Source organism: Streptomyces sp. NBC_01477, assembly GCF_036227245.1.
Taxonomy (GTDB): domain Bacteria; phylum Actinomycetota; class Actinomycetes; order Streptomycetales; family Streptomycetaceae; genus Actinacidiphila.
On sequence record NZ_CP109445.1, the window covers coordinates 2,591,415 to 2,610,519 of the forward strand.

Consider the following 19,105-nt stretch of genomic DNA (forward strand, 5'->3'; position numbering starts at 1 on the left):
GCTGACCGACTCAAGCTGCGCCGGCTAAATGCCGCGTATACGGCGGGTATACGCAAGCGCCGGGCCGCGTAAGGGAGTTGACCGCGGGTGCGGTCTCAGTCCCGGCTGTAGAACGGTCGCACGGCCTCCAGCATCCAGTCCCCCACCGGGTCCTGGGCGATGTCGAGCAGGATGAGGTGGACCGGCCACGGCAGCGGCGCCGCGCCCAGGGCGCGGCCGAGCGCGTCCATGGCGGCAGCCCTGTCCTGTTCCTGCCAGCTGTCCAGTTCGACGCCGACGAAGAGCGCGGGCGGATCCTCCTCGACGGCGGCCATTGCGCGGCGGGCGCTGAGCACCATCGGGCTGACGGCGTATTCCGCGGCGGCGACGGCCAGGAAGTCCACGGGCTCCTCGTCGGGGGCCGGCTCCCACAGCCGCACCCTGGCGCCGCCCGGGCTCTGCTCGCCGTACGCCCCGATCCGCTCGGCGCGGCACAATTCCGCGACGGCGGCGGGCGGCAGCGGCACTCCGACGGCGCCGCCCGGGTTGACGGCGATACCCATCAGCGGGGGCAGGCCGCGGGCGAAGTCGCGTACCGGCGCGACGGTGCAGGACATGCCTTCCGCGGCCTGCCGGAACTGCTGCTCGGAGCTGAAAACCGGCACATAGGGCGCGCCGCCGAGCTCCAGGGTGGGCAGGTCGAGGGCGACGGAGTCGGGCGCGCCGCCGTTGGGCAGCGGCACCCATACGTGCGAACGGCCGAGGACCTCCAGCAGCCGGGGGGTCGCCGAGGGATTGCCGAGGCTCGCGGCCAGCACTTCCTCGAGCTCGTTCGCCGGCCATATGTAAGGTGCCGGATTCTCCATGTCCACCCTTGTCCGCGCTTGTGCCACTGTCGGTGCCCGTGTCCTGCCCGGAAACAGTAGCGGCTGAGCGCCCCCGACGCCCGGGCATGCAATGATGGCGGCACAATACGCATACCGGCCGTTGGAGGCCGCGCGGGAGAGTTCCGGCCCCACCGCCTGGGGCCGGGCGCCGAAGGAGCAAGTCTTCCCTTGAATCTCTCAGGCACAGATACCGCGCGGGCGAGGCAGATCTGAAAAGCGGGCGGCCGTCACCGGTCCCGCCCCACCCAAGGTGCAAGCCGCGGCCCGCAGGGGTCACGGTGAACCTCTCAGGTTCCGATGACAGATGGGGAGGCCGGGGTGAACACCCCGACCGCAGTCCGTGTCCCCTGTCCGCCGCCTTTGGGAGCCCTCTCGATGACCGAACCCTCGAACGAACCGCTGAGCGCGCCGCCCGCCGCTTCCCCCCGCCGTACCGCCCTCGACGCGGTGCACCGCGCCCTGGGCGCGACCATGACCGACTTCGCCGGCTGGGACATGCCGCTGCGGTACGGCAGCGAGCGCGACGAGCACCAGGCCGTACGCACCAGGGCCGGCCTTTTCGACCTGTCGCACATGGGCGAGATCACCGTGACAGGGCCGCAGGCGGGGCAGGCGCTGGACCACGCCCTGGTCGGCCATCTGTCGGCGCTCGCGGTCGGCAAGGCCCGCTACACGATGGTCTGCGCGCCCGACGGCGGCATCCTGGACGACCTGATCGTCTACCGGCTCGCCGAGCAGCGCTATCTGATCGTCGCCAACGCCTCCAACGCCCAGACGGTGCTGGACACGGTCGCGCTGCGCGCGGCGGACTTCGACGCGCAGGTGACCGACGACCGGGACGCGTACTCCCTGCTGGCGATCCAGGGTCCCGCCGCGCCCGGCATCCTCGCCGCGCTCACCGACGCCGACCTGGACGGGCTGCGCTACTACGCGGGGCTGCCCGGGACCGTGGCGGGCGTGTCCGCGCTGATCGCCAGGACGGGCTACACAGGCGAGGACGGCTTCGAGCTGTTCGTGGCGCCCGCCGACGCCGAGCGGCTGTGGCAGGCGCTCCTTGCGGGCGGAGCGGACGCCGGCCTCGTGCCGTGCGGGCTGTCGTGCCGCGACACCCTGCGCCTGGAGGCCGGGATGCCGCTGTACGGGCACGAGCTGACCGCGAAGGTGACGCCCTTCGACGCGGGTCTCGGGCGGGTGGTGAAGTTCGACAAGCCCGGTGACTTCGTCGGCCGCGAGGCGCTGGCCGCGGCGGCGGCGAGGGCCGCGGACATCCCGCCGCGCAAGCTCGTGGGGCTGATCGCGGAGGGCCGCAGGGTGCCGCGGGCCGGCTACGCCGTCACGGACGCGTCCGGCGCCCTCATCGGCGAGGTCACCTCGGGCGCGCCCTCGCCGACGCTCGGCGTGCCCATCGCCATGGCGTACGTGGACGCGGAGCATGCCGCGCCGGGCACGGAAGGGGTCGCGGTCGACATCCGGGGCAGCCGTGAGCCGTACCGCGTCGTGGCGCTGCCCTTCTACCAGCGCGAGCGCTGAACCCCCCGACTTTTTCCACAGGCGCCCGGTTGTCCACAGGCTGCCGCGTCGGCTCCGTCATCACCTCTTCGCATACGGGAGAATTCCGTCATGAGCATCAATCCTGAGCAGCTGCGTTACAGCAAGGAGCACGAGTGGCTCACCGACCCCGCGGACGGCGCCTCGACCGTCGGCATCACCTCGCACGCCGCCGACGCGCTCGGTGACGTGGTCTTCGTCCAGCTCCCCGAGGTGGGGGCGACGGTGACCGCGGGCGAGACCTGCGGCGAGCTGGAATCGACCAAGTCGGTCAGCGAGCTGTACGCCCCGGTGTCCGGCGAGGTCACCGAGATCAACCAGGATGTCGTCGATGACCCGTCGCTGGTCAATACCGCACCGTTCGAAGGAGGCTGGCTGTTCAAGGTGAAGGTCTCGGACGACGGCGCGGAGCTGCTGACCGCGGCCGAGTACGACGCCTTCATCGCGGCCTGAGCCCCCGCCCCCACCCGTACACCAGGAAGATCCCATGTCGCTGCTGAACCAGTCCCTGCACGACTTCGACCCCGAGGTCGCCGCCGCGATCGACGCCGAGCTGCACCGCCAGCAGTCCACCCTGGAAATGATCGCCTCGGAGAATTTCGCCCCGGTCGCGGTCCTCGAGGCCCAGGGCTCGGTGCTGACCAACAAGTACGCCGAGGGCTACCCCGGTCGCCGCTACTACGGCGGCTGCGAGCATGTCGACGTCATCGAGCAGCTGGCCATCGACCGGGTCAAGGCGCTCTTCGGCGCCGAGGCCGCGAACGTGCAGCCGCACTCGGGCGCGCAGGCCAACGCCGCCGCGATGTTCGCCCTGCTCAAGCCGGGCGACACGATCCTCGGTCTCGATCTGGCGCACGGCGGGCACCTGACGCACGGCATGAAGATCAACTTCTCCGGCAAGCTCTACAAGGTCGCGGCCTACCACGTCGACGGCGACACCGGCCTGGTCGACATGGCCGAGGTCGAGCGGCTGGCCAAGGAGCACCGGCCGCAGCTGATCATCGCCGGCTGGTCGGCGTATCCGCGGCAGCTGGACTTCGCCGACTTCCGGCGGATCGCCGACGAGGTCGGCGCGTATCTGATGGTCGACATGGCGCACTTCGCGGGGCTCGTCGCGGCCGGGCTGCACCCCTCGCCCGTACCGCACGCGCATGTGGTCACCACCACGACGCACAAGACGCTCGGCGGCCCGCGCGGCGGTGTCATCCTGTCCACCGCCGACCTCGCCAAGAAGATCAATTCCGCGGTCTTCCCCGGCCAGCAGGGCGGCCCGCTGGAGCATGTCATCGCCGGCAAGGCCGTCGCCTTCAAGGCCGCGGCCACCGACGAGTTCCTCGACCGGCAGGCCCGCACACTGGAGGGCGCGAAGATCCTCGCCGACCGGCTCGGCGGGGACGACCTGGCGGCCGCGGGCGTCGCCGTCCTGTCCGGCGGCACCGACGTCCACCTCGTGCTGGTCGACCTGCGCGCGTCGGCGCTGGACGGCCAGCAGGCCGAGGACCGCCTGCACGGCATCGGCATCACCGTCAACCGCAACGCGATCCCCAACGACCCGCGCCCGCCGATGGTGACCTCGGGCCTGCGCATCGGTACACCCGCGCTCGCCACCCGGGGCTTCGACGCGGACGCCTTCCGCGAGGTCGCCGACATCATCGCCGCGGCCCTGCAGCCCGCCTTCGACGCGGACGCCCTCCGGGCGAGGGTCACCGCGCTCGCCGAGCGGCACCCGCTGTATCCGACCCTGGCGTCATGAACCGCTCCGCGGGCTGCGGCGGGCCAGCGCCCGCCGCACCCCGCGGCCCGCACGAGCAGCACCCGGGGACAACGGCGTCCGCGGTAATCCAGGAGCACTGAACGCATGGCAATCTCCGTATTCGACCTCTTCTCCATCGGCATAGGCCCCTCCAGTTCCCACACCGTGGGACCGATGCGGGCGGCCCGGATGTTCGCGCAGCGGTTGAAGACCGACGATCTGCTCACCCGGACCGCGGCCCTCAAGGCCGAGCTGTTCGGGTCGCTCGGCGCGACCGGCCACGGGCACGGCACCCCGAAGGCCGTCCTGCTGGGCCTGGCGGGACACTCGCCGCGCACGGTCGACGTCGAGACGGCGGACGCCGAGGTGGCGGTGATCCACGCGGACAAGCGGCTGGCGCTGCTCGGCGCGCACGAGGTGGACTTCGACCCGGCCACGGACCTGGTGCTGCACCGCCGCCGTTCGCTGCCGTACCACGCGAACGGCATGACCCTGTCCGCGTACGGCGGCGACGGCGAAGCGCTGCTGACGAAGACGTACTACAGCGTCGGCGGCGGCTTCGTCGTGGACGAGGAGGCGGTGGGGGCGGACCGGATCAAGCTCGACGACACGGTGCTGCGGTATCCCTTCCGCACCGGCGACGAGCTGCTGCGGCTGTCCCGGGAGACGGGGCTGTCGATCTCCGCGCTGATGCTGGAGAACGAGAAGGCCTGGCGCACCGAGGCCGAGATCCGCGCGGGCCTGCTGGAGATCTGGCAGGTGATGCGGGAGTGCGTGGGGCGCGGCATGTCCCGCGAGGGCATCCTGCCCGGCGGCCTCAAGGTCCGCCGCAGGGCCGCCACGTCGGCCCGCCAGCTGCGGGCCGAGGGCGACGCGGCGGCCCGCGCGATGGAGTGGATCACCCTCTACGCGATGGCCGTGAACGAGGAGAATGCCGCGGGCGGCCGTGTCGTGACCGCCCCGACCAACGGAGCGGCCGGCATCATCCCGGCCGTCCTGCACTACTACCTGGACTTCGTCCCCGGCGCCGACGACGACGGCGTCGTCCGCTTCCTCCTCGCGGCGGGCGCGATCGGCATGCTCTTCAAGGAGAACGCGTCCATCTCCGGCGCCGAGGTCGGCTGCCAGGGCGAGGTCGGCTCGGCCTGCTCGATGGCCGCCGGCGGCCTCGCCGAAATCCTCGGCGGCACCCCGGAGCAGGTGGAGAACGCCGCCGAGATCGGCATGGAGCACAACCTCGGCCTGACCTGCGACCCGGTCGGCGGCCTGGTCCAGATCCCCTGCATCGAGCGCAACGGCATGGCCGCGGTCAAGGCCGTCACCGCCGCCCGGATGGCCATGCGCGGCGACGGCCGCCACCACGTCTCCCTCGACAAGGTCATCAAGACGATGAAGGAGACCGGCGCCGACATGAAGGTCAAATACAAGGAAACCGCCCGCGGCGGCCTGGCGGTCAACGTCATCGAGTGCTGACCGCGTAAGCCCTGACCTGGGGTTTCTCGTCTTTCAGCTCTGTCGGAGCCTTCCTGGTATGCACAGCGAAAAGTCCCCGGGAAGTCCCTCCGACAGAGCTGAAAGTCCCTGAAAAGTCCCTGAGATTCCGGACTGCAGAAGGGCCTCCACCAGGAGCTACTCCGTGCCTCATCAGCCGCTTGGGGGTCACCGGGCAGGCCAGCGGCAGCGTCTCTGCCCACATCTGGCGAAGCTGGGCGGGCTGTATCACGATGGCTCGAACCCACGACCGGCGGATTATGAGTCGCCCAGACACCGTGCCGGAGGATGACGAGTAATCCCCGCTGGTCCCGTCTGGTCAGATCGGTATCCCGTCCGGGCGAGGATGCACGCCACCACCACGTCCACGAGCGTCCCGGCTCACACCGGGCTCACACGGCGGCCGATGAGTGGCAATGCCAACGCGCTGTTCAAGCTCGTCGAGCGCGTACCGATCACAGGTCTTGCGTGTGACGGAGGACCCGCCGATCGATAGAGCACCGCCGCGGCGCCGTCAGCACACGGCGCCGCGGCGGCGCCTCCCAGGGGGGAGAGCCAGCCACGCGCAAAAAGCGGCCAGACGTCGTGAGCTGACGATGTGGGTGGCGAAGTGGCAGAATGCCGCGGCAACGGGAGCTCCGGTACGACGATCTCTGGGCTCGACACCACAGAGATCTACCAAAAGTCCCGCCCTGGCCCTTCATCCACTTGGCAAACCATCAGATCGCATAAAGCAACGATGTTGCATATGGCGGGACGCCATGGCCTCGACGGCGCCCGGGACATCACTGTCCTCGGCTCCGGCCAATCCGGCGCCGAGATCTTCTTCGACCTGGTGTGCACCGGCGACGGCCCGGCTGCGCTGGCTCACCAGGACCCGCGCGATCACCCCGATGGAGTTACTCCAGGCTGGGCCTAGAGCACTTCACGCCCGACTACACCCGCCACTTCCACGACCTGCCCGCCGCCGTACACGACCGGTTGGTGGGCGAGCGGTGGCAGCTGTACAAGGCGGCCAGCACAGAGATCCTCGCCGATGTCCACGACCACCTCTACCAGGCCACCGTCGGGCGGCCGGTCGACGCCAACCCGGTCGAGATCGTCCCTGGCACGGCGGCGGCAACCTCTACCGCCGACCCGGACGGCACCATCGAACTGCGCTGCCGACACGCCGACGCCGGGACCGGGGCTTGATCCGTACGGATGCAGTGGTTCTCGCTACCGGCTACCGCGCAGTCCGCCGGGGGCCCTTCGCCCCCTCTCTCGCCTGATCGACTGGGGCGAGCAGAGCCGCTACCGGGTCGCCACCCGGCCCGCCGTCACCGGCGGCCTGGGCAGCGTTCTCCGCAGCGGTCAGCGCGGTCACTTGGTCCGCCCCTCAGCGAGGGCCTGCACGGTAATCGCCAATCGGAAGGCGTCGGTCTGCCCGGCGGCGTAGATGACCCGCCGCACGCCGTTGACCGTCCCGAACCATGCCTGGACGTCGAACGGCATCGGGTCGTCTACGCGGGCTTCGAAAGCCTCGATGCCCTGAGCGGTGAGCAGCTCTTGGAGGGCGTCGCGGTATGAGATCGACTCGTCGGCCATAAGGGTGCGGGTCACCGGGAACCTCCGACCGGGATGTCCTCGTAGTTAACTTCCTCGTCGTGCGGACCGGTCTCCTGACACCGTGGGTAGGTGCAGGCGGCGTCGGCTCTTTGTCCCGAGTCACCTCCCGTCGCCGCGGTGTTGAACGCTGTCACGCCGTGCTCGGCGCGGCTCTTGTCGACCTCGATGAGCAGCCACTCGCAGAGCGCGAGCAGGGTGCCGTCCGGGTCGGCGGACTTCTCCGCGATCTTCTGGAATGTGTCCCACAGCTTCCGCGCCTCAGGTCGGGGGTCGCTGGTGCGGCCGGCGTCGAGGGCGGCGCGCATGTCAGCGCTGAGCGCGGTCATGCCGTCACCGCCTCGCCGACCCACTTGATATCCATGGTCCTTGCACAGTCGACGCACAGCCCGTACCGGTTCCCGAGCTTGCCCGTGCGAACGACGACCGCCGGGCCGCCCTCGAAGGTGCACTGGGAGGTGGGCCTCGTGGTGACCCGCGCGATATCCGGGCACCGCCTGGTCACCTCCTCGTTGATCTCCCGGTCCCGGGCGACCTCGGCCTCGCTGATCAGCGAGGGCTCGTGGCCAGGGTTGGCCTCGGCCCATTCCCGCGCGGCGCGGGTGTTTTGCTCTGCGTGCCATCGGATCTTGGCTTCGGTGTTCTCGGGGATGTCGCCCTTGGTGGCCTCGGCGAGCTGGGCACGCAGCGCCCGCAGCTGGGGCAGGAAGCCCTCCAGACCCGCGATGAACTGGTCGACCTCCGTGACAGACAGCTCCATCGTGTCGCCCGCGATGTCCACCCACAGGCGGGTCGTGATGCCGAAGACCTCGGGGGTGCCGTTCACAGTGGTCACGCGGGCCGCCAGGAGAGGTTCGCCGGTGTCGCCGTCCCAATCGCAGACCAGACTCGCCGGGGTGTCGCACCGGGCTGCGGGGCCCTGGTGCCAGCCAGGGTTGTTGTCCGGCTCGGTGTGGTTCATGACGCAGATGGGGGTGCAGCCGTACTTGGCTGTCCACTCGGCGCCGCGCTCGGCGGCAGTCAGGGCCGGGAGGATGGTGGCGCTGGCGCGCTGGTCCTGGGCGATGAGCGGCGCCGTTGCCGCCCGGGATCCAACGATGCTCATGGTGATACCTGATTTCTTGGGTCTGCTGCAGATTCTGGTGGCAGGTTGGTCACGCGGCCTGGCGGGCCGGTGTGGACGTGACGGTCTCGTACGCGATGGGTATCAGCCGGGCGACTGCTATGTGTCTGCGGCGCCGGTGGTAGGTGCGCTCGGTTCAGGTCGCGATCGCGAGTCGCAGTTCTTCACGGGTGCCCTGACCCAGGCGCGACGTCGAGGATATTCTTTTTCATCAGGCCGAAAAATGACTAGACGGCCGCATTGTCGCCGATCGCCCGACCTAATATCGAACCGGTCATCACGTGCCGATCGGGCGCCCCGCTGAGTTTCCTGGGCCGGAACTGCGGCCAGCGATCGCTGTGCAGAATGCACCCGGAAACGTCCCATCGTCGACATCCGACCGGTGAATCGACTTCCACAACTTCATCGGATGGACCCCGAAGTCGGTATCCACCCGCTCCACTGCCATGCCCGGGCCACGAGTTCCTCGCGACCCGCACAACGTCCTGACGGAACTCTTCCGGATAAGAATTCGGCACAGCAGCTTCCTTCCCACCCGCCCTACAGGGCAAGCCATTTCAGATGTCACCCGATCGTGCGGCAGACCCTTCTGCCAAGCTCGCCCGGCACTACCAAGCCATAGTCACCATCGCCTGCCTACGACTCTGGCTTACCGACTTTGCGGAGACGCCCTAGCGACCGAGCCGCGCACGCCCACACCGGGGCTGCGGCCGGTCATGGAGATCGCCCGGGTGCCGCCGAAGCTGATCGACTGGTCGGCCACTCGGTAGCGCGACACCGCCGCGCTGCTGGAGCAGGAGCGGCTGGCCCGGCTCGAGGAACTGCGGCGCTGGATCGGCGAACTCGCCCGGGAGACACCAAGGGTGAAGGCGAGAAGGAGCGGCGGTGAAACGGCGACGGCACGGGCCGCGTCGCTGAACGTCGCGCGCCGGGGCCAATGCCCGCAAGGCGGGGACGGGTAAAGCTGGCAGAGCTCCGCGAGCAGCTGCTGCGTACGCAGGGCGACGGCGCGTCTGGGAGATGAAAAGTCTCGATAGACCGGCGCCTGACCGCCCTGCGGTCCATTCTGGGCGCATGACGCCCAGCGACTCCGCCCCGGCACATGCGCAGCCGTCGATCACGACGGTGACGCGGCGCGACATCTTCGATTACTTGCGCGGGATGCCGAGGCCTTGGTGGGGGAGGCTGGACGAAGTTGCGTTCCTGGAGGCCCTCTACGACCTGGACCGGTCTTCGTCCGATCACGGCCGGCTCCCCAGTGTGCGTGCTGACATCCAGCAGCACCGGCTCAACAATCCTGACCTGGACGACGACTGGGTCTTCGAGGACCCGAGGCTGGAGCTGTGCGACGGGCCGGACGAAGTGCTGCTCGATTTCCTGGCACGAACCGTCCATCCTGAGGTCGCCTCCGGTGTCGGGGAGGCGATGAAGCAGGTCGAGGAGCTGAACCGGCTGCTGGCACCGGACGGGTGGAGCCTGCGTCCCCACGGCTCCCTCTCCGGCCGCCCCATCTACACGCCGGTCCGAATACCGCCCACAGGGCCGTTGGTCCCGCTGCCGCTGAACGACGACGATGCGGGCAAGCTCGACCTGGTCCTCGGCCAGACCTACGCTTTCCTGGACTGCGCCGGCGAAGAGACCGCACGTGACCTGCTGCGCACCGCGGTCCTGACGCTGCGCCGCGACGGCGGCTCCTTCCACCCCACACCTGGTGACAGCTGGACAGCGGACACCTACGAGGCGGTCCTGACGGTGGAGCGCGAGCTCCAGCCCGCCTGCACCCAGGAGGTGAAGGAGGTCATCTGGGGGACACTGGAGACCCTGCTCAGCCAGCTCGGACGCACCGACGTCCAGGGTCTCGTGGTCGAAGGCGATGGCCGGCCGCTGCCCAACATCGCGCCGGACTGGCGGACCCAGAGTGTGGCACCCGCTACGCCCATCCTCCGCGGTCTCCGCCTCCCATTTACCACCACCTCCTTCGACGTAACGCGCGGGGACTTCGCCGACCTGGAGATCCGCAGCTCGCAGGACAGCACAGGGTTCCACTACCTCTACGACACCCGCGCACGCCGGATGATCACCGACTTCGTCCTCGACGACCGGCCCCGGGTGGCCACCTTGTGCAGCGTCACCATCATCAAGAAGGGCGACACCTTCACGCCGAGGATCAAGCTGTGGAAGAAGGACAAGAGGAAGCCAGGAGAGGTCTCCGCCGAGCTGATGTTGCCCGACACCGGGATCACGCGGGCCGTCAAGGCGATCGTCGACACGGGCGACGTCCACGTGAACTTCTGGAAGGTCATCAACTTCCTCCAGGGCTGCGCCGGGCTGAACACCCCCGGCGACTCCCTCCAGTTCGTGGCCGCAGACGAGGCACAACTGACCCAACTGCTGACCGGCCAGGACCGAACTGCGGTCCTCGGGGCGGTCCGGACCGCGATCGGCGGTGGCCTCACCGAGGAGGACATCCGGCTGATCAGCAACCGCAAGGAACAGCTCCAGAGGTTCGAGCGACTGCTGACCGATCCGGACCGCTTCAAGCAGGAGGAGGGCCTGGCGACGACACGCGGGGCGGAAGCGGTCTGGCAGGCCTTCTTCGAGGCGAACCAGTGGATCTTCGGCTACGGACTCAACCTCATCGCCTGCGAATCCATCGACGACGGCAAACTGGAACGCATCACCACCGGTACCAACATCTTCGGCGGAGCTGGGAAACGCATCGACGCCATCATGCGGTCCAAGGGCCTGATCAGCAGCATGCTCTTCTGCGAGATCAAGACCCACGACACGGAGCTGCTCGCCAAGACCCCGTACCGCCCGGGCGTTTTCCAGGCATCGAAGGAACTGGGCGGCGGCGTGGCGCAGGTGCAGAAGACCGTCTCCAAGGCCCTGCAGCTCATCTCCCACGAGTTCCTCACCCGCATCTACGAAGACGACGGCACCCCGACCGGCGTCGAAGTGTCCACCACCAGGCCCCGGCAGGCCTTGGTGATCGGTAGTCTGCGCGAGTTCACGGCCAATGGCGCCGTGAACCCCGAAATGATCAGCTCCTTCGAGCTGTACCGGACATCGATCCAGGACGTCGAGATCATCACGTTCGACGAGCTCTACCAGCGGGCGTGCTTCATCGTCGAAGATCGGTAAGGCGCTTTGCGTCGCGGCTATGCAACCCGGGGCGCCCGGCTCCGCTGTCGTGCCACACCAGTTCCGCCGTCGCCGGGTCCAGCAGCGCCCCGGCGACGGTGACGACTTCGGGGAAGGTCACCGCATCACGGCCGAACGCCCGCCATCGTTCCAAGTCCGGCCCGGCATCCCCGCCCGCGACGTGGTGCAGCCGGCGCGGCCAGATCTCCTCGCGCTCCCAGGCAGCGGCATGGTCCCACCAGCGGGCGACCACCTCACTGGGCTCAGCCCCGGTACGAACGGCGCGTCGTGCCACGGCGGCCCACCGCCGCTGGGCGGCTACCACCTCCGGCAGGCCGCGCAGGTCCAGGTGTTCCAGCGGCTGGTCGGCGTCCGCGTCCAGCCCCCACCGCCTCTGCTCGGCGCACACCCGCTCCCAGCGCGCGGCGTACCGGACCGCCCGCACCGGCGCTCCCGTACGCCGCGTCGCACACCCCCGGCAGCCGAACGCCACCGAACCGGCCACCGCGCCCCCCACCCGCCACTGTCCCCCGCCCCCCCAGCCACGCAGCGGGGCCGCACGGCGGCCGAGCGCTCAACCAACGAGACACGCTTCCGTCGCCTGTTCTCGCGCTGCGGTGCCCGGCCCCCGCCTACGGCGACGAGGCCAACTGGCTGCTCACACCCGACGGACGATTCTCGCTCCACCTGCGCGTGTACTGGCCCGACGAGGCCGTGCTCGACGACAGGTGGCGGCGTCGCGCCGCCGTCCTCACCCCGCCCCAGCGCCCCGCCGGCCCGGATGATGCCCCGCGCGGCCGAGCGCAGCGCGCGGGTGTCGGCTTGCTCGGCGCGGATGTGGCTGCGGGTGGCGCGTTCGAAGCAGCGGGCGGTGGCGGCCAGCTCGGCGCGGGTCGCGGCCGGGGACGTCTGGGCGACGGCGTCCAGGACTTCGCCGATCCCCACAAGCTGGGCGGCGCCCTCGCCGCCGTCGCCGTCGCCGTCCAAGAGGACGACCGCGCGCTCGGCGATCCCGGACGCGGTTCGGCGTCCCCGGGCGGGCGCCGACCAGTTGGTCCGCGGGCCGTCGGTGCGCGATACGTCCTGTTCGGGGGTGGCGCCTGCGAGGCGGAGTCGGATGCGGGGCAGGGAGAGGTCGGCGGCCAGGGTGGAGCCCGCGAACCAGATGGGTTCACCCTTGGCGTTGCGGTCGCCGGGCAGGGCGACTGCGTAGCCGAGGAGGTCCCCGGACGAGCCCAGGGTGGGTTTGACCCGCAGTCCCTTGTCCTTCAGCCGGGTGAAGAACTCGGCTTCGCCAGCGGCTCCGGCGCGGGCCTCGCGGACGGCTTCGCGCAGCGTCTCGCGCGGAGTCTCGACGCGTCCGGTGCGTTCGGCCTTGAACCGTTCCTGGCTCGTGGGGTTCTTCGCGGCGGTGCCGTCACCCGGGTTGAGCTGCCGCAGGCCGTAGTCCTTCTCTATCTGCCGGGCCTCGGCCTGGGCTTTGCGCTTGTCGAACTTCAGGTCGGCGTGGCGGACGGCGACCCATCGGCAGGCGGCGGTGTCGCCTTCGGGGGCGATGCCGACGGCGCGCACGATGCGGCGGGCGATGGCCGCCCAGTCGTTGTCGTCGAGGTGCCGGTCGCCTGGGTCTGCGCGGACCGAGCAGTGCCAGAACGTCTTTTCCCGTGCCCGGCCGCCGAGTGCTTTGACGGGCTGGTCGAGCTGGGCGGCGAGCTGGGCGATGGTGTGCTGGGGGTTGCGGCCGGGGTCGGGAGCGAAGTCGTTCCAGGACGCGACGAGGTGCTGGTCGGTGTGCTCGTCGCGTTTGCCGGGACCGAACAGGTAGTGGACCAGCCCGTACGTGCTGCGGGTGCCGAAGCGGATCTTGGGGATCACCGGCGCACCAGCCACGCCACCGCGTCGTCGACACCGGACAGTGCGGTGTCGATGCGGTGCAGGAGCTGCCGCAGATCAGTGGCGGCCCGCCCGCCGGCGTTGAGGAAGTGGGCGACCTGGTTCAGGTTGTTGCCGACGGCGGCGAGCTGGCGGTTGGACTCCATGAGTTCCTGCACGCCGCGCCGGTAGTCCGCGATCGCGGCAGTGGGGTTGAGGCTGGTCGCGGCGGCGAGGGTGGCGGCTGCGGCGTAGCCGCCGGGGGCGAGGTCGGCGATAGCGGCGGCTTGCTGGACGGCGGTCCATTCGGCGTCACTGAAACGCAGGCTGGTGCAGGTGCGGCGCTGGGCGCTGTGGCGCGGACGGCGTCGGCGGGAGGCGGCGCGGGCTGCGGTGTTTTGCGGCTGCTCCTTCTCTACGGACGGCACCCCTGGGCCGTCGTCCCGTTCGGCGGCAGGCACTCCGGGGCCTGCTGGTGAACGGGAAGTTCCCGCCCTCTCCGAGGCGGGGGCGGGGTAAGCAGTGCTTACCCCACAACTTGCTGCCCGACGGGCCGTGTTGACCTCACGCTCCTGTTCCGGGGTGGTGGCGGCCGAGTCGTTCGCTGTCACCGGCCCGACCCCGTGTCCTGCTGGTGGACCTCATGCAGGAAGTTCTCTGCTCGGTCCATGGCCGGGACAGGGTGGTACAGCGTCCAGATGCGGTGGGGTCCGGGTTCGGCGTGGTGGAGGTGGCAACTGTGGTGCAGGACGGCCAGCCAGGTGTCCACTTCGGCTGGGATGGCAGGGGTCGTGCGCATGGCGGCGTTCTCCTGTGGTTGGAAAGAAGTCGGAACGGTGACGCTCGCTGGATGGGTGACCGGCCGTGCTATCCGGCCCGGTCACCCACCGTCGTGGTGTGCGGTCAGTCCCGGCGTGTGGTGACGGGGTGGTCGTGCTGTTCGCGGAGCTGGGCCATCGGGGGGTCAGCGTGTCGCTGGACAGCGGGATCTTCTGACCTCGGATGGCCTGGGCGATGACCTGCCAGGTCAGCTTGTCCTCGGCTCTGACCGCCGACCGGGCGATCGCCAGCAGCTCCTCGGTGTCCGGGTCAGACGGCCGGTCACCGGCCCGACGGGATTCGCGGTCACTGACCGGCGCCGAGGTGACCGACCGGTCAGTGACCGGTGGATGGCTGACCGGACGGGCGGTCACAGGGTCACTGACCGCCGGGCGAGTGACCGGCTGACCGCGCAGGTCAGCGGCCTGGGCGCCCGAACTGGGATCCTTGCGGTGCCGGTGACCGCGCCTGGCGTCGTCCGCCGGGTCACCGTTCCCAGTCGCTGACCGGCTGACCGGGCCCTGCGGGTCCCCGGCCACCCAGGGCGGGCCGGTCGGCGCGGTCACCGGCTGACCGGCGCTGACCTGACCGGCCCGAGGGGCCGCCGACCGGCAGAGTTGGCCGGAGTGACCGCGATCCGCTCGGAGTGGTCGGACTGACCGTGACCTTGGCGGTCAGGTCGGTCGGCGCGGTTGTCGGGGCACCAGCAGGCGGCCTGGTTCTGCCGGTCCTGGTCCTCCAGCGACCGGTGGTGGGCGGGGGTATTTGTCGTGCTGGGCATGCGGGGCGTACTCCGATCGCTCTCCGCGCGCAAGCGGCGTCGGCGGAGGTGCCTGGTCGGGACGTGTGCGGGACGCCGGGTCGGACCCGTGCGGAGCGGCTTGCCCTGGGGTCAGGCAGCGGCGCGGGTGCGTCTGCGGTCGACCGGCGCGAACTCGACCCTCGTGGTCATCTGCGCCAGACGGGAGGCGACGCGGTCACCGACGTGCGCACGGAGATCCTTGATCGCCAAGTTGGAGGTGATCAGGGTCGGGAGGATGTAGTTGTAGCGGCGGTTGACCAGCCGGTAGGTGATCTCCTCGGTCCACTCGCTGGCCTTCGCCGCGCCGAGGTCGTCCAGGATCAGCAACGGCACCCGGGCCACGGCCCCCAGCTCCCGCTCGGTGTCCACCCCGGCTCGGGGGCGCAGTTCGGCGTACAGGTCGGCGGCCGTCGTCGCCCGCCACGGCACCCCGACCCCCGCCCCGACGAGGACCCGGACCGCCCCGTACGCCTGGTGGGTCTTGCCCGCGCCGACTACCCCGGCCATCAGCAGGCTGGGTCCGGTGGCGACCTGCCGCCGCGCGCCGATGCCCGGCGCGACCGCCTGTTCGGCGACCTCCCGGCACCAGGCCAGGACCTGGGGGTGATCGGCCTTCGCCCTCCGATAGCGCGGCGGCATCCCGGCGGCGAGGGCGTCCAGCGGCGAGTACGGCTCCGGCTCGTCCGGGGCTGTGACGGCGGCGGGGTCGATGTTCCGGGCGGCCAGGATCCGGCCGAGGCGATCGAGGGTTCCGGCTCCGGCGAGGGGCTGGGGTTCGCAGGTTCGGGTACGCATCACAGCTCCTCGGCGTAGGCGGTGGCGGCATCGACCGGGTTGGTCCATGCCCTGTGAGCGGGCACGTTAGACCCGAATCCCGGACGGGCCAAACCAGCCCCCGATCCGCCGGGGGCGTTCATGGCGTCGTTGACGAGGCTCGGCAGCCGCGACGGGTACCCCTGGATCTCGCCGTACCGCCGCAGCCCGGCCCGCACGTGCTCCGGGGTGATGCCCTCTTCCAGCAGCTTCCTGGTGATCCGCCCCAGGTGCCCGATCACGTCGTCGGGGGGCCGCCGGCTGCACGAGGCGACGTACTCGCCGATCAGCTGCTTCGCCGAGACGCTGCCCGCGCCGGGCGCATCGCGCTCCGTAGGGAAGAAAGATCCAGGATCCAAGATCCTAGATCCAGGGGCCGAGCCCTCGGAGAGTATTCGGGGAGCCTTCGGAGAGGGTTCGGAGAACGCCTCCTGACCTGCGGTTATACCAACGCCTCCCTGGCGCGTGGTCGCGGCGGCGGCGCGGGTGTCCAAGGCCGGGGCTGAGGTGGCCCGGGTGGGTGCGGGAGGGGTCGACGCGGGCCGCGCGGGCCGATCGAGGGTTCGGGGAGGGTTCGGCGAGTCCTCCTCGAACCCTCCGGGAGCCTTCGGCGAGGGTTCGGGGTGCAGGGTGCAGGGGCCGTTGCAGGGCCCGCACCGGTGGTCGGGGTGGTGGCCGGTACAGACCGGCATACGGGACTGGCTCGGCTTGTCGATCTTCTGGTGCTCGAACCACCCGACGATGTGCAGGTACCGCTTGCCGTCACACCCGGTGTAGCGGCAGATCAGTCCGGCATTCGCCAGCTGGATGAGGTCCTCCTCGATGTGCACGGCGGTGTGCTCGGCGCGCTGCGGCCAGATCACGCCCCCGATGATCGCCGCGTTGTCCCGGTACCGCCCCCAGTCGTCGGCCTGCGGGAGCAGCCCGATGAAGGTCAGCAGCGCGGTCACCGAGACCTCGTTGCACCGGTCGTTGATGAACAGCTCCGGCTTGATCGTGCGGATCCTCGGCACCTCAGCGGCCCCGCCCTGCCGCGACCAGGCCGCTGCGGATGAGGGGGGCGGTGGCCAGGTCGAGGTTGAGCGGGCACGCCGCACTGGGGATCAGGTCGGCGAGGCGGCTTGGAAGGTCGGCATCCGGGCAGGCCGGACTTCCGCTCGGCGTGGCGGGCATGTGCTACTCCGTTGCTCGTAGGAGCGCGGTGCGGCGGTTCTCGTGCAGAGAAGGCGCTGCCGCCCCGCGAGATGTGAATCGGTGCCCTTCGGGTGCCGGCTCGGCGCCCAGGAGTTGGTACCTCCCGGGCGCCGGGCGCACTTCCCGATGGCTATCGCGCGCCCTGCCTCATTGGATCCACGGCGATTCCCCCTTCCCTGCCGTGCATTCGGGCGAGCGCGGACCAGCAACGTAGGCGGGGAAGCTCCTATCCATCCAGCGGATGGAGTCCCTTCGCCCGCCTCGACGCCAAAACGACATCTCCCTCTGGCGGTGAGGCTTTCTCACGACGTGATTTCGTATGGTGACTCGGCTCAGGGGATCCCACGAGCTGCGATGAGTTCCGCAGTGTTCGGCAGTCCTACGGTCGGACCCGTTTTCTGAGGAGGACTTCTGATGCGCAGCGTGACCTGTTCGATGAGCGTTTCGCTCGACGGCTACATCGTCGGGCCGGACGGCGGCTTCGACTGGGCGCCGCCCGACGAGGAGGTCTTCCGCTTCGCCACCGACGAAGTGCGGGAGGCCAGCGTCCATCTGCTGGGGCGGCGGCTGTACGAGTCGATGCTGTACTGGGAGACCGCCGGTCAGGACCCCGCGCTCGGTTTCTCGACGGGCGAGTTCGCCGCGATCTGGAGGGCGCTGCCCAAGGTGGTGTTCTCCACCACGCTCTCGGCGGTGCAGGGCAACGCCCAGCTCGCTTCCGGCGGCTTGGTGGAGGAGATCGAGCGGTTGCGGGCCGTACCGGGCGAAGGCAACATCGCGATCGGCGGCGCGAATCTCGCTGCCGAGGCTGCCGACTCGGGCCTGATCGACGAGTACCGGGTCAGGGTCTACCCGGTACTGGTCGGCGGCGGCGTTCCGCTCTTTCCTCAGCACGAGCGCCGAGTGAATCTCGAACTCGTCGAGACCCGCACCTTCGGCTCGGGAGTCGTCTATCTCCGCCACCGTGTGGCGCGTTAGCCGGCTCGTCCGCCGTGCCCTGGGCATGCCCTGCCCGAAGCGGTGACGCCCACCTCTTATCGAAGGCTGCGGAGGGCAGTTGGTCTTCCTGGTGGTGATGTCCGCCATCGCGTCCGGGCAGGGATGTGGCCACGTCGGCGGCCGGCGGGTCGGGGCGTCAGCGTGAGCGGACTCCTCAACGTCGATGTGACGGTGTCGCGCGCTTGCACTCCAACGCGACGATCGGGCAGTTCAGCGCCTCGGCTATCTTGATCAGGTTGGCTGGGGTGGCGCTGCGCCAGCCGGACTCGATCTCGCCCATCAACTGCTCGCTTATGCCGACCAGGTCAGCCAGTGCCCGCTTCGTCAGCCCGGATTTCTCCCGTGCCCAGGTGACCGCCTCGGGCTCGTGGTGCAGCCTGCTCGGCCGGGTGCGCTGCCGTGCGGACATCCCCAGTTCCCCTCGACGTGATCGTTGTGGACAGACATAATGTTGCGCAGAGGCATGACAGGACGGACCCGGAATCGGTGGCCCGCCGACAGCGCAGAACGTGGCCAGGAGTCAGTCCGGTTGGCGCGTGGCCCAGTCTCGGCGGGCGGCAATGAGCGCGGGCAGGACCTCGTCGTGGAGCCGATCGGCCTGGGCGCGTAACTTCAACGCGATCTGCGCGAGTTCCTGCGGGTCCAGGCCCAGGATTCGGCACTCCAGACCGACCTGGATGTTCACCACCGGCACGCGCAAGCGGGGGTCCACGTCGTACGGGTTGCAGTCGATGCTTCCCTCGAAGACCGCGTCCTCCTCGGCCTCGTCTCTGCTGTCCGTGGTGGTGAGGGGCATCATCGCGCCCTCGAAGTAGTTCCGGTGATTGATGCCGACCAGCCGTGCCGCCAGCAGGTCCAACGGCACGCCGACCTCCGTCGGATCGTCCTCCGCCCACTCGGGCAGATAACCGGACGTGGCAAACCCCGCCGTGGTGGTGATCGTCCACGAACCCGGTGTGCTCCAGGGCTTCGGCTGCTCCAGCGAGCCCGCGGGCTGCGGGGCCTGGGGTATCTGCTGCTCGTTGATCTCGATCTCCGTCTCCATACGAAAACAGGTGTGCTGCGGATGCCACGGC

The 19,105-nt window shown here is 70.0% G+C and carries 21 protein-coding genes and 2 riboswitches; of the genes, 8 read left to right on the plus strand and 13 right to left on the minus strand.

Annotated features, from left to right (window positions below; genetic code table 11):
* Positions 1-95 precede the first annotated feature (95 nt).
* Positions 96-845: an enhanced serine sensitivity protein SseB gene (locus OHA86_RS10320; RefSeq protein ID WP_329174352.1), complete on the minus strand. Its 750-nt coding sequence runs from the start codon at positions 843-845 to the stop codon at positions 96-98.
* A gap of 123 nt (positions 846-968) precedes the next feature.
* Positions 969-1,069: riboswitch (glycine riboswitch) on the plus strand.
* Positions 1,070-1,180: riboswitch (glycine riboswitch) on the plus strand.
* Positions 1,181-1,241: 61 nt separating this feature from the next.
* On the opposite strand from OHA86_RS10320, the gene gcvT reads away from it, so the two are divergent.
* The 6 genes from gcvT (at position 1,242) to OHA86_RS10350 (ending at position 6,852) form a co-directional block, all read left to right on the plus strand.
* Positions 1,242-2,396, plus strand: coding sequence for a glycine cleavage system aminomethyltransferase GcvT (gene gcvT / locus OHA86_RS10325; protein WP_443071690.1), 1,155 nt, complete (start codon positions 1,242-1,244; stop codon positions 2,394-2,396).
* A gap of 90 nt (positions 2,397-2,486) precedes the next feature.
* Complete coding sequence (gene gcvH / locus OHA86_RS10330) at positions 2,487-2,867, plus strand: glycine cleavage system protein GcvH (protein WP_329174353.1); 381 nt, start codon at positions 2,487-2,489, stop codon at positions 2,865-2,867.
* A gap of 34 nt (positions 2,868-2,901) precedes the next feature.
* Entirely contained in the window at positions 2,902-4,167 is a 1,266-nt protein-coding gene (gene glyA / locus OHA86_RS10335) for a serine hydroxymethyltransferase (protein WP_329174355.1), read from the plus strand.
* A 105-nt stretch (positions 4,168-4,272) separates the two neighbouring features.
* Positions 4,273-5,640 (plus strand): L-serine ammonia-lyase, encoded by a 1,368-nt coding sequence (locus OHA86_RS10340; protein ID WP_329174356.1) that lies wholly within the window; start codon positions 4,273-4,275, stop codon positions 5,638-5,640.
* A gap of 757 nt (positions 5,641-6,397) precedes the next feature.
* Positions 6,398-6,577, plus strand: coding sequence for a SidA/IucD/PvdA family monooxygenase (locus OHA86_RS10345; RefSeq protein WP_443071691.1), 180 nt, complete (start codon positions 6,398-6,400; stop codon positions 6,575-6,577).
* Positions 6,496-6,852 carry a SidA/IucD/PvdA family monooxygenase gene (locus OHA86_RS10350; protein ID WP_329174360.1) on the plus strand — a complete coding sequence of 119 codons (357 nt, stop codon included), beginning with the start codon at positions 6,496-6,498 and terminating at the stop codon, positions 6,850-6,852. The genes OHA86_RS10345 and OHA86_RS10350 overlap by 82 nt, the downstream gene beginning before the upstream one ends.
* Before the next feature lie 168 nt (positions 6,853-7,020).
* Here OHA86_RS10350 and OHA86_RS10355 read toward each other — a convergent pair whose 3' ends face one another.
* The 3 genes from OHA86_RS10355 to OHA86_RS10365 are packed head-to-tail and all read right to left on the minus strand — an operon-like array spanning position 7,021 to position 8,368.
* Positions 7,021-7,260, minus strand: a complete 240-nt coding sequence (locus tag OHA86_RS10355; RefSeq protein WP_329174362.1) for a hypothetical protein — start codon at positions 7,258-7,260, stop codon at positions 7,021-7,023.
* Positions 7,257-7,592, minus strand: coding sequence for a hypothetical protein (locus OHA86_RS10360; protein WP_329174364.1), 336 nt, complete (start codon positions 7,590-7,592; stop codon positions 7,257-7,259). The genes OHA86_RS10355 and OHA86_RS10360 overlap by 4 nt, the downstream gene beginning before the upstream one ends.
* Positions 7,589-8,368, minus strand: a complete 780-nt coding sequence (locus OHA86_RS10365; RefSeq protein ID WP_329174366.1) for a DUF6907 domain-containing protein — start codon at positions 8,366-8,368, stop codon at positions 7,589-7,591. The genes OHA86_RS10360 and OHA86_RS10365 overlap by 4 nt, the downstream gene beginning before the upstream one ends.
* Before the next feature lie 1,092 nt (positions 8,369-9,460).
* Between OHA86_RS10365 and OHA86_RS10370 the strand changes: the two genes are divergently transcribed.
* On the plus strand, positions 9,461-11,530 hold the full coding sequence (locus OHA86_RS10370) for a Shedu anti-phage system protein SduA domain-containing protein (RefSeq protein WP_329174369.1): 2,070 nt from the start codon (positions 9,461-9,463) through the stop codon (positions 11,528-11,530).
* On the opposite strand, the gene OHA86_RS10375 is transcribed toward OHA86_RS10370, so the two are convergent.
* The 7 genes from OHA86_RS10375 to OHA86_RS10405 all read right to left on the minus strand — a co-directional run bounded on the left by OHA86_RS10375 (position 11,511) and on the right by OHA86_RS10405 (position 17,009).
* On the minus strand, positions 11,511-11,825 hold the full coding sequence (locus OHA86_RS10375; protein WP_329174370.1) for a hypothetical protein: 315 nt from the start codon (positions 11,823-11,825) through the stop codon (positions 11,511-11,513). The genes OHA86_RS10370 and OHA86_RS10375 overlap by 20 nt on opposite strands.
* 23 nt (positions 11,826-11,848) lie before the next feature.
* Positions 11,849-13,405, minus strand: coding sequence for a hypothetical protein (locus tag OHA86_RS10380; protein WP_329174372.1), 1,557 nt, complete (start codon positions 13,403-13,405; stop codon positions 11,849-11,851).
* The gene (gene mobC, locus OHA86_RS10385; protein ID WP_329174374.1) at positions 13,402-13,830 is read right to left on the minus strand and encodes a plasmid mobilization relaxosome protein MobC; all 429 of its coding nucleotides are present in this window, start codon (positions 13,828-13,830) and stop codon (positions 13,402-13,404) included. Before mobC ends, OHA86_RS10380 begins: the two co-directional genes overlap by 4 nt.
* Before the next feature lie 179 nt (positions 13,831-14,009).
* A complete protein-coding gene (locus OHA86_RS10390) occupies positions 14,010-14,201 on the minus strand; it encodes a hypothetical protein (RefSeq protein WP_329174376.1) in 192 nt (63 codons plus the stop codon).
* A gap of 912 nt (positions 14,202-15,113) precedes the next feature.
* Positions 15,114-15,818 carry an ATP-binding protein gene (locus tag OHA86_RS10395; RefSeq protein WP_329174377.1) on the minus strand — a complete coding sequence of 235 codons (705 nt, stop codon included), beginning with the start codon at positions 15,816-15,818 and terminating at the stop codon, positions 15,114-15,116.
* Entirely contained in the window at positions 15,818-16,849 is a 1,032-nt protein-coding gene (locus OHA86_RS10400; RefSeq protein ID WP_329174379.1) for a hypothetical protein, read from the minus strand. The genes OHA86_RS10395 and OHA86_RS10400 overlap by 1 nt, the downstream gene beginning before the upstream one ends.
* Position 16,850: 1 nt before the next feature.
* Positions 16,851-17,009: a hypothetical protein gene (locus OHA86_RS10405; protein WP_329174380.1), complete on the minus strand. Its 159-nt coding sequence runs from the start codon at positions 17,007-17,009 to the stop codon at positions 16,851-16,853.
* Between the two features lie 435 nt (positions 17,010-17,444).
* On the opposite strand from OHA86_RS10405, the gene OHA86_RS10410 reads away from it, so the two are divergent.
* Positions 17,445-18,008, plus strand: a complete 564-nt coding sequence (locus OHA86_RS10410; protein WP_329174382.1) for a dihydrofolate reductase family protein — start codon at positions 17,445-17,447, stop codon at positions 18,006-18,008.
* 175 nt (positions 18,009-18,183) lie between these two features.
* On the opposite strand, the gene OHA86_RS10415 is transcribed toward OHA86_RS10410, so the two are convergent.
* Together OHA86_RS10415 and OHA86_RS10420 are read right to left on the minus strand one after the other, a co-directional pair.
* The gene (locus tag OHA86_RS10415; protein ID WP_329174383.1) at positions 18,184-18,438 is read right to left on the minus strand and encodes a helix-turn-helix domain-containing protein; all 255 of its coding nucleotides are present in this window, start codon (positions 18,436-18,438) and stop codon (positions 18,184-18,186) included.
* 111 nt (positions 18,439-18,549) lie between these two features.
* Entirely contained in the window at positions 18,550-19,074 is a 525-nt protein-coding gene (locus OHA86_RS10420; RefSeq protein WP_329174384.1) for a DUF6907 domain-containing protein, read from the minus strand.
* Positions 19,075-19,105 lie beyond the last annotated feature (31 nt).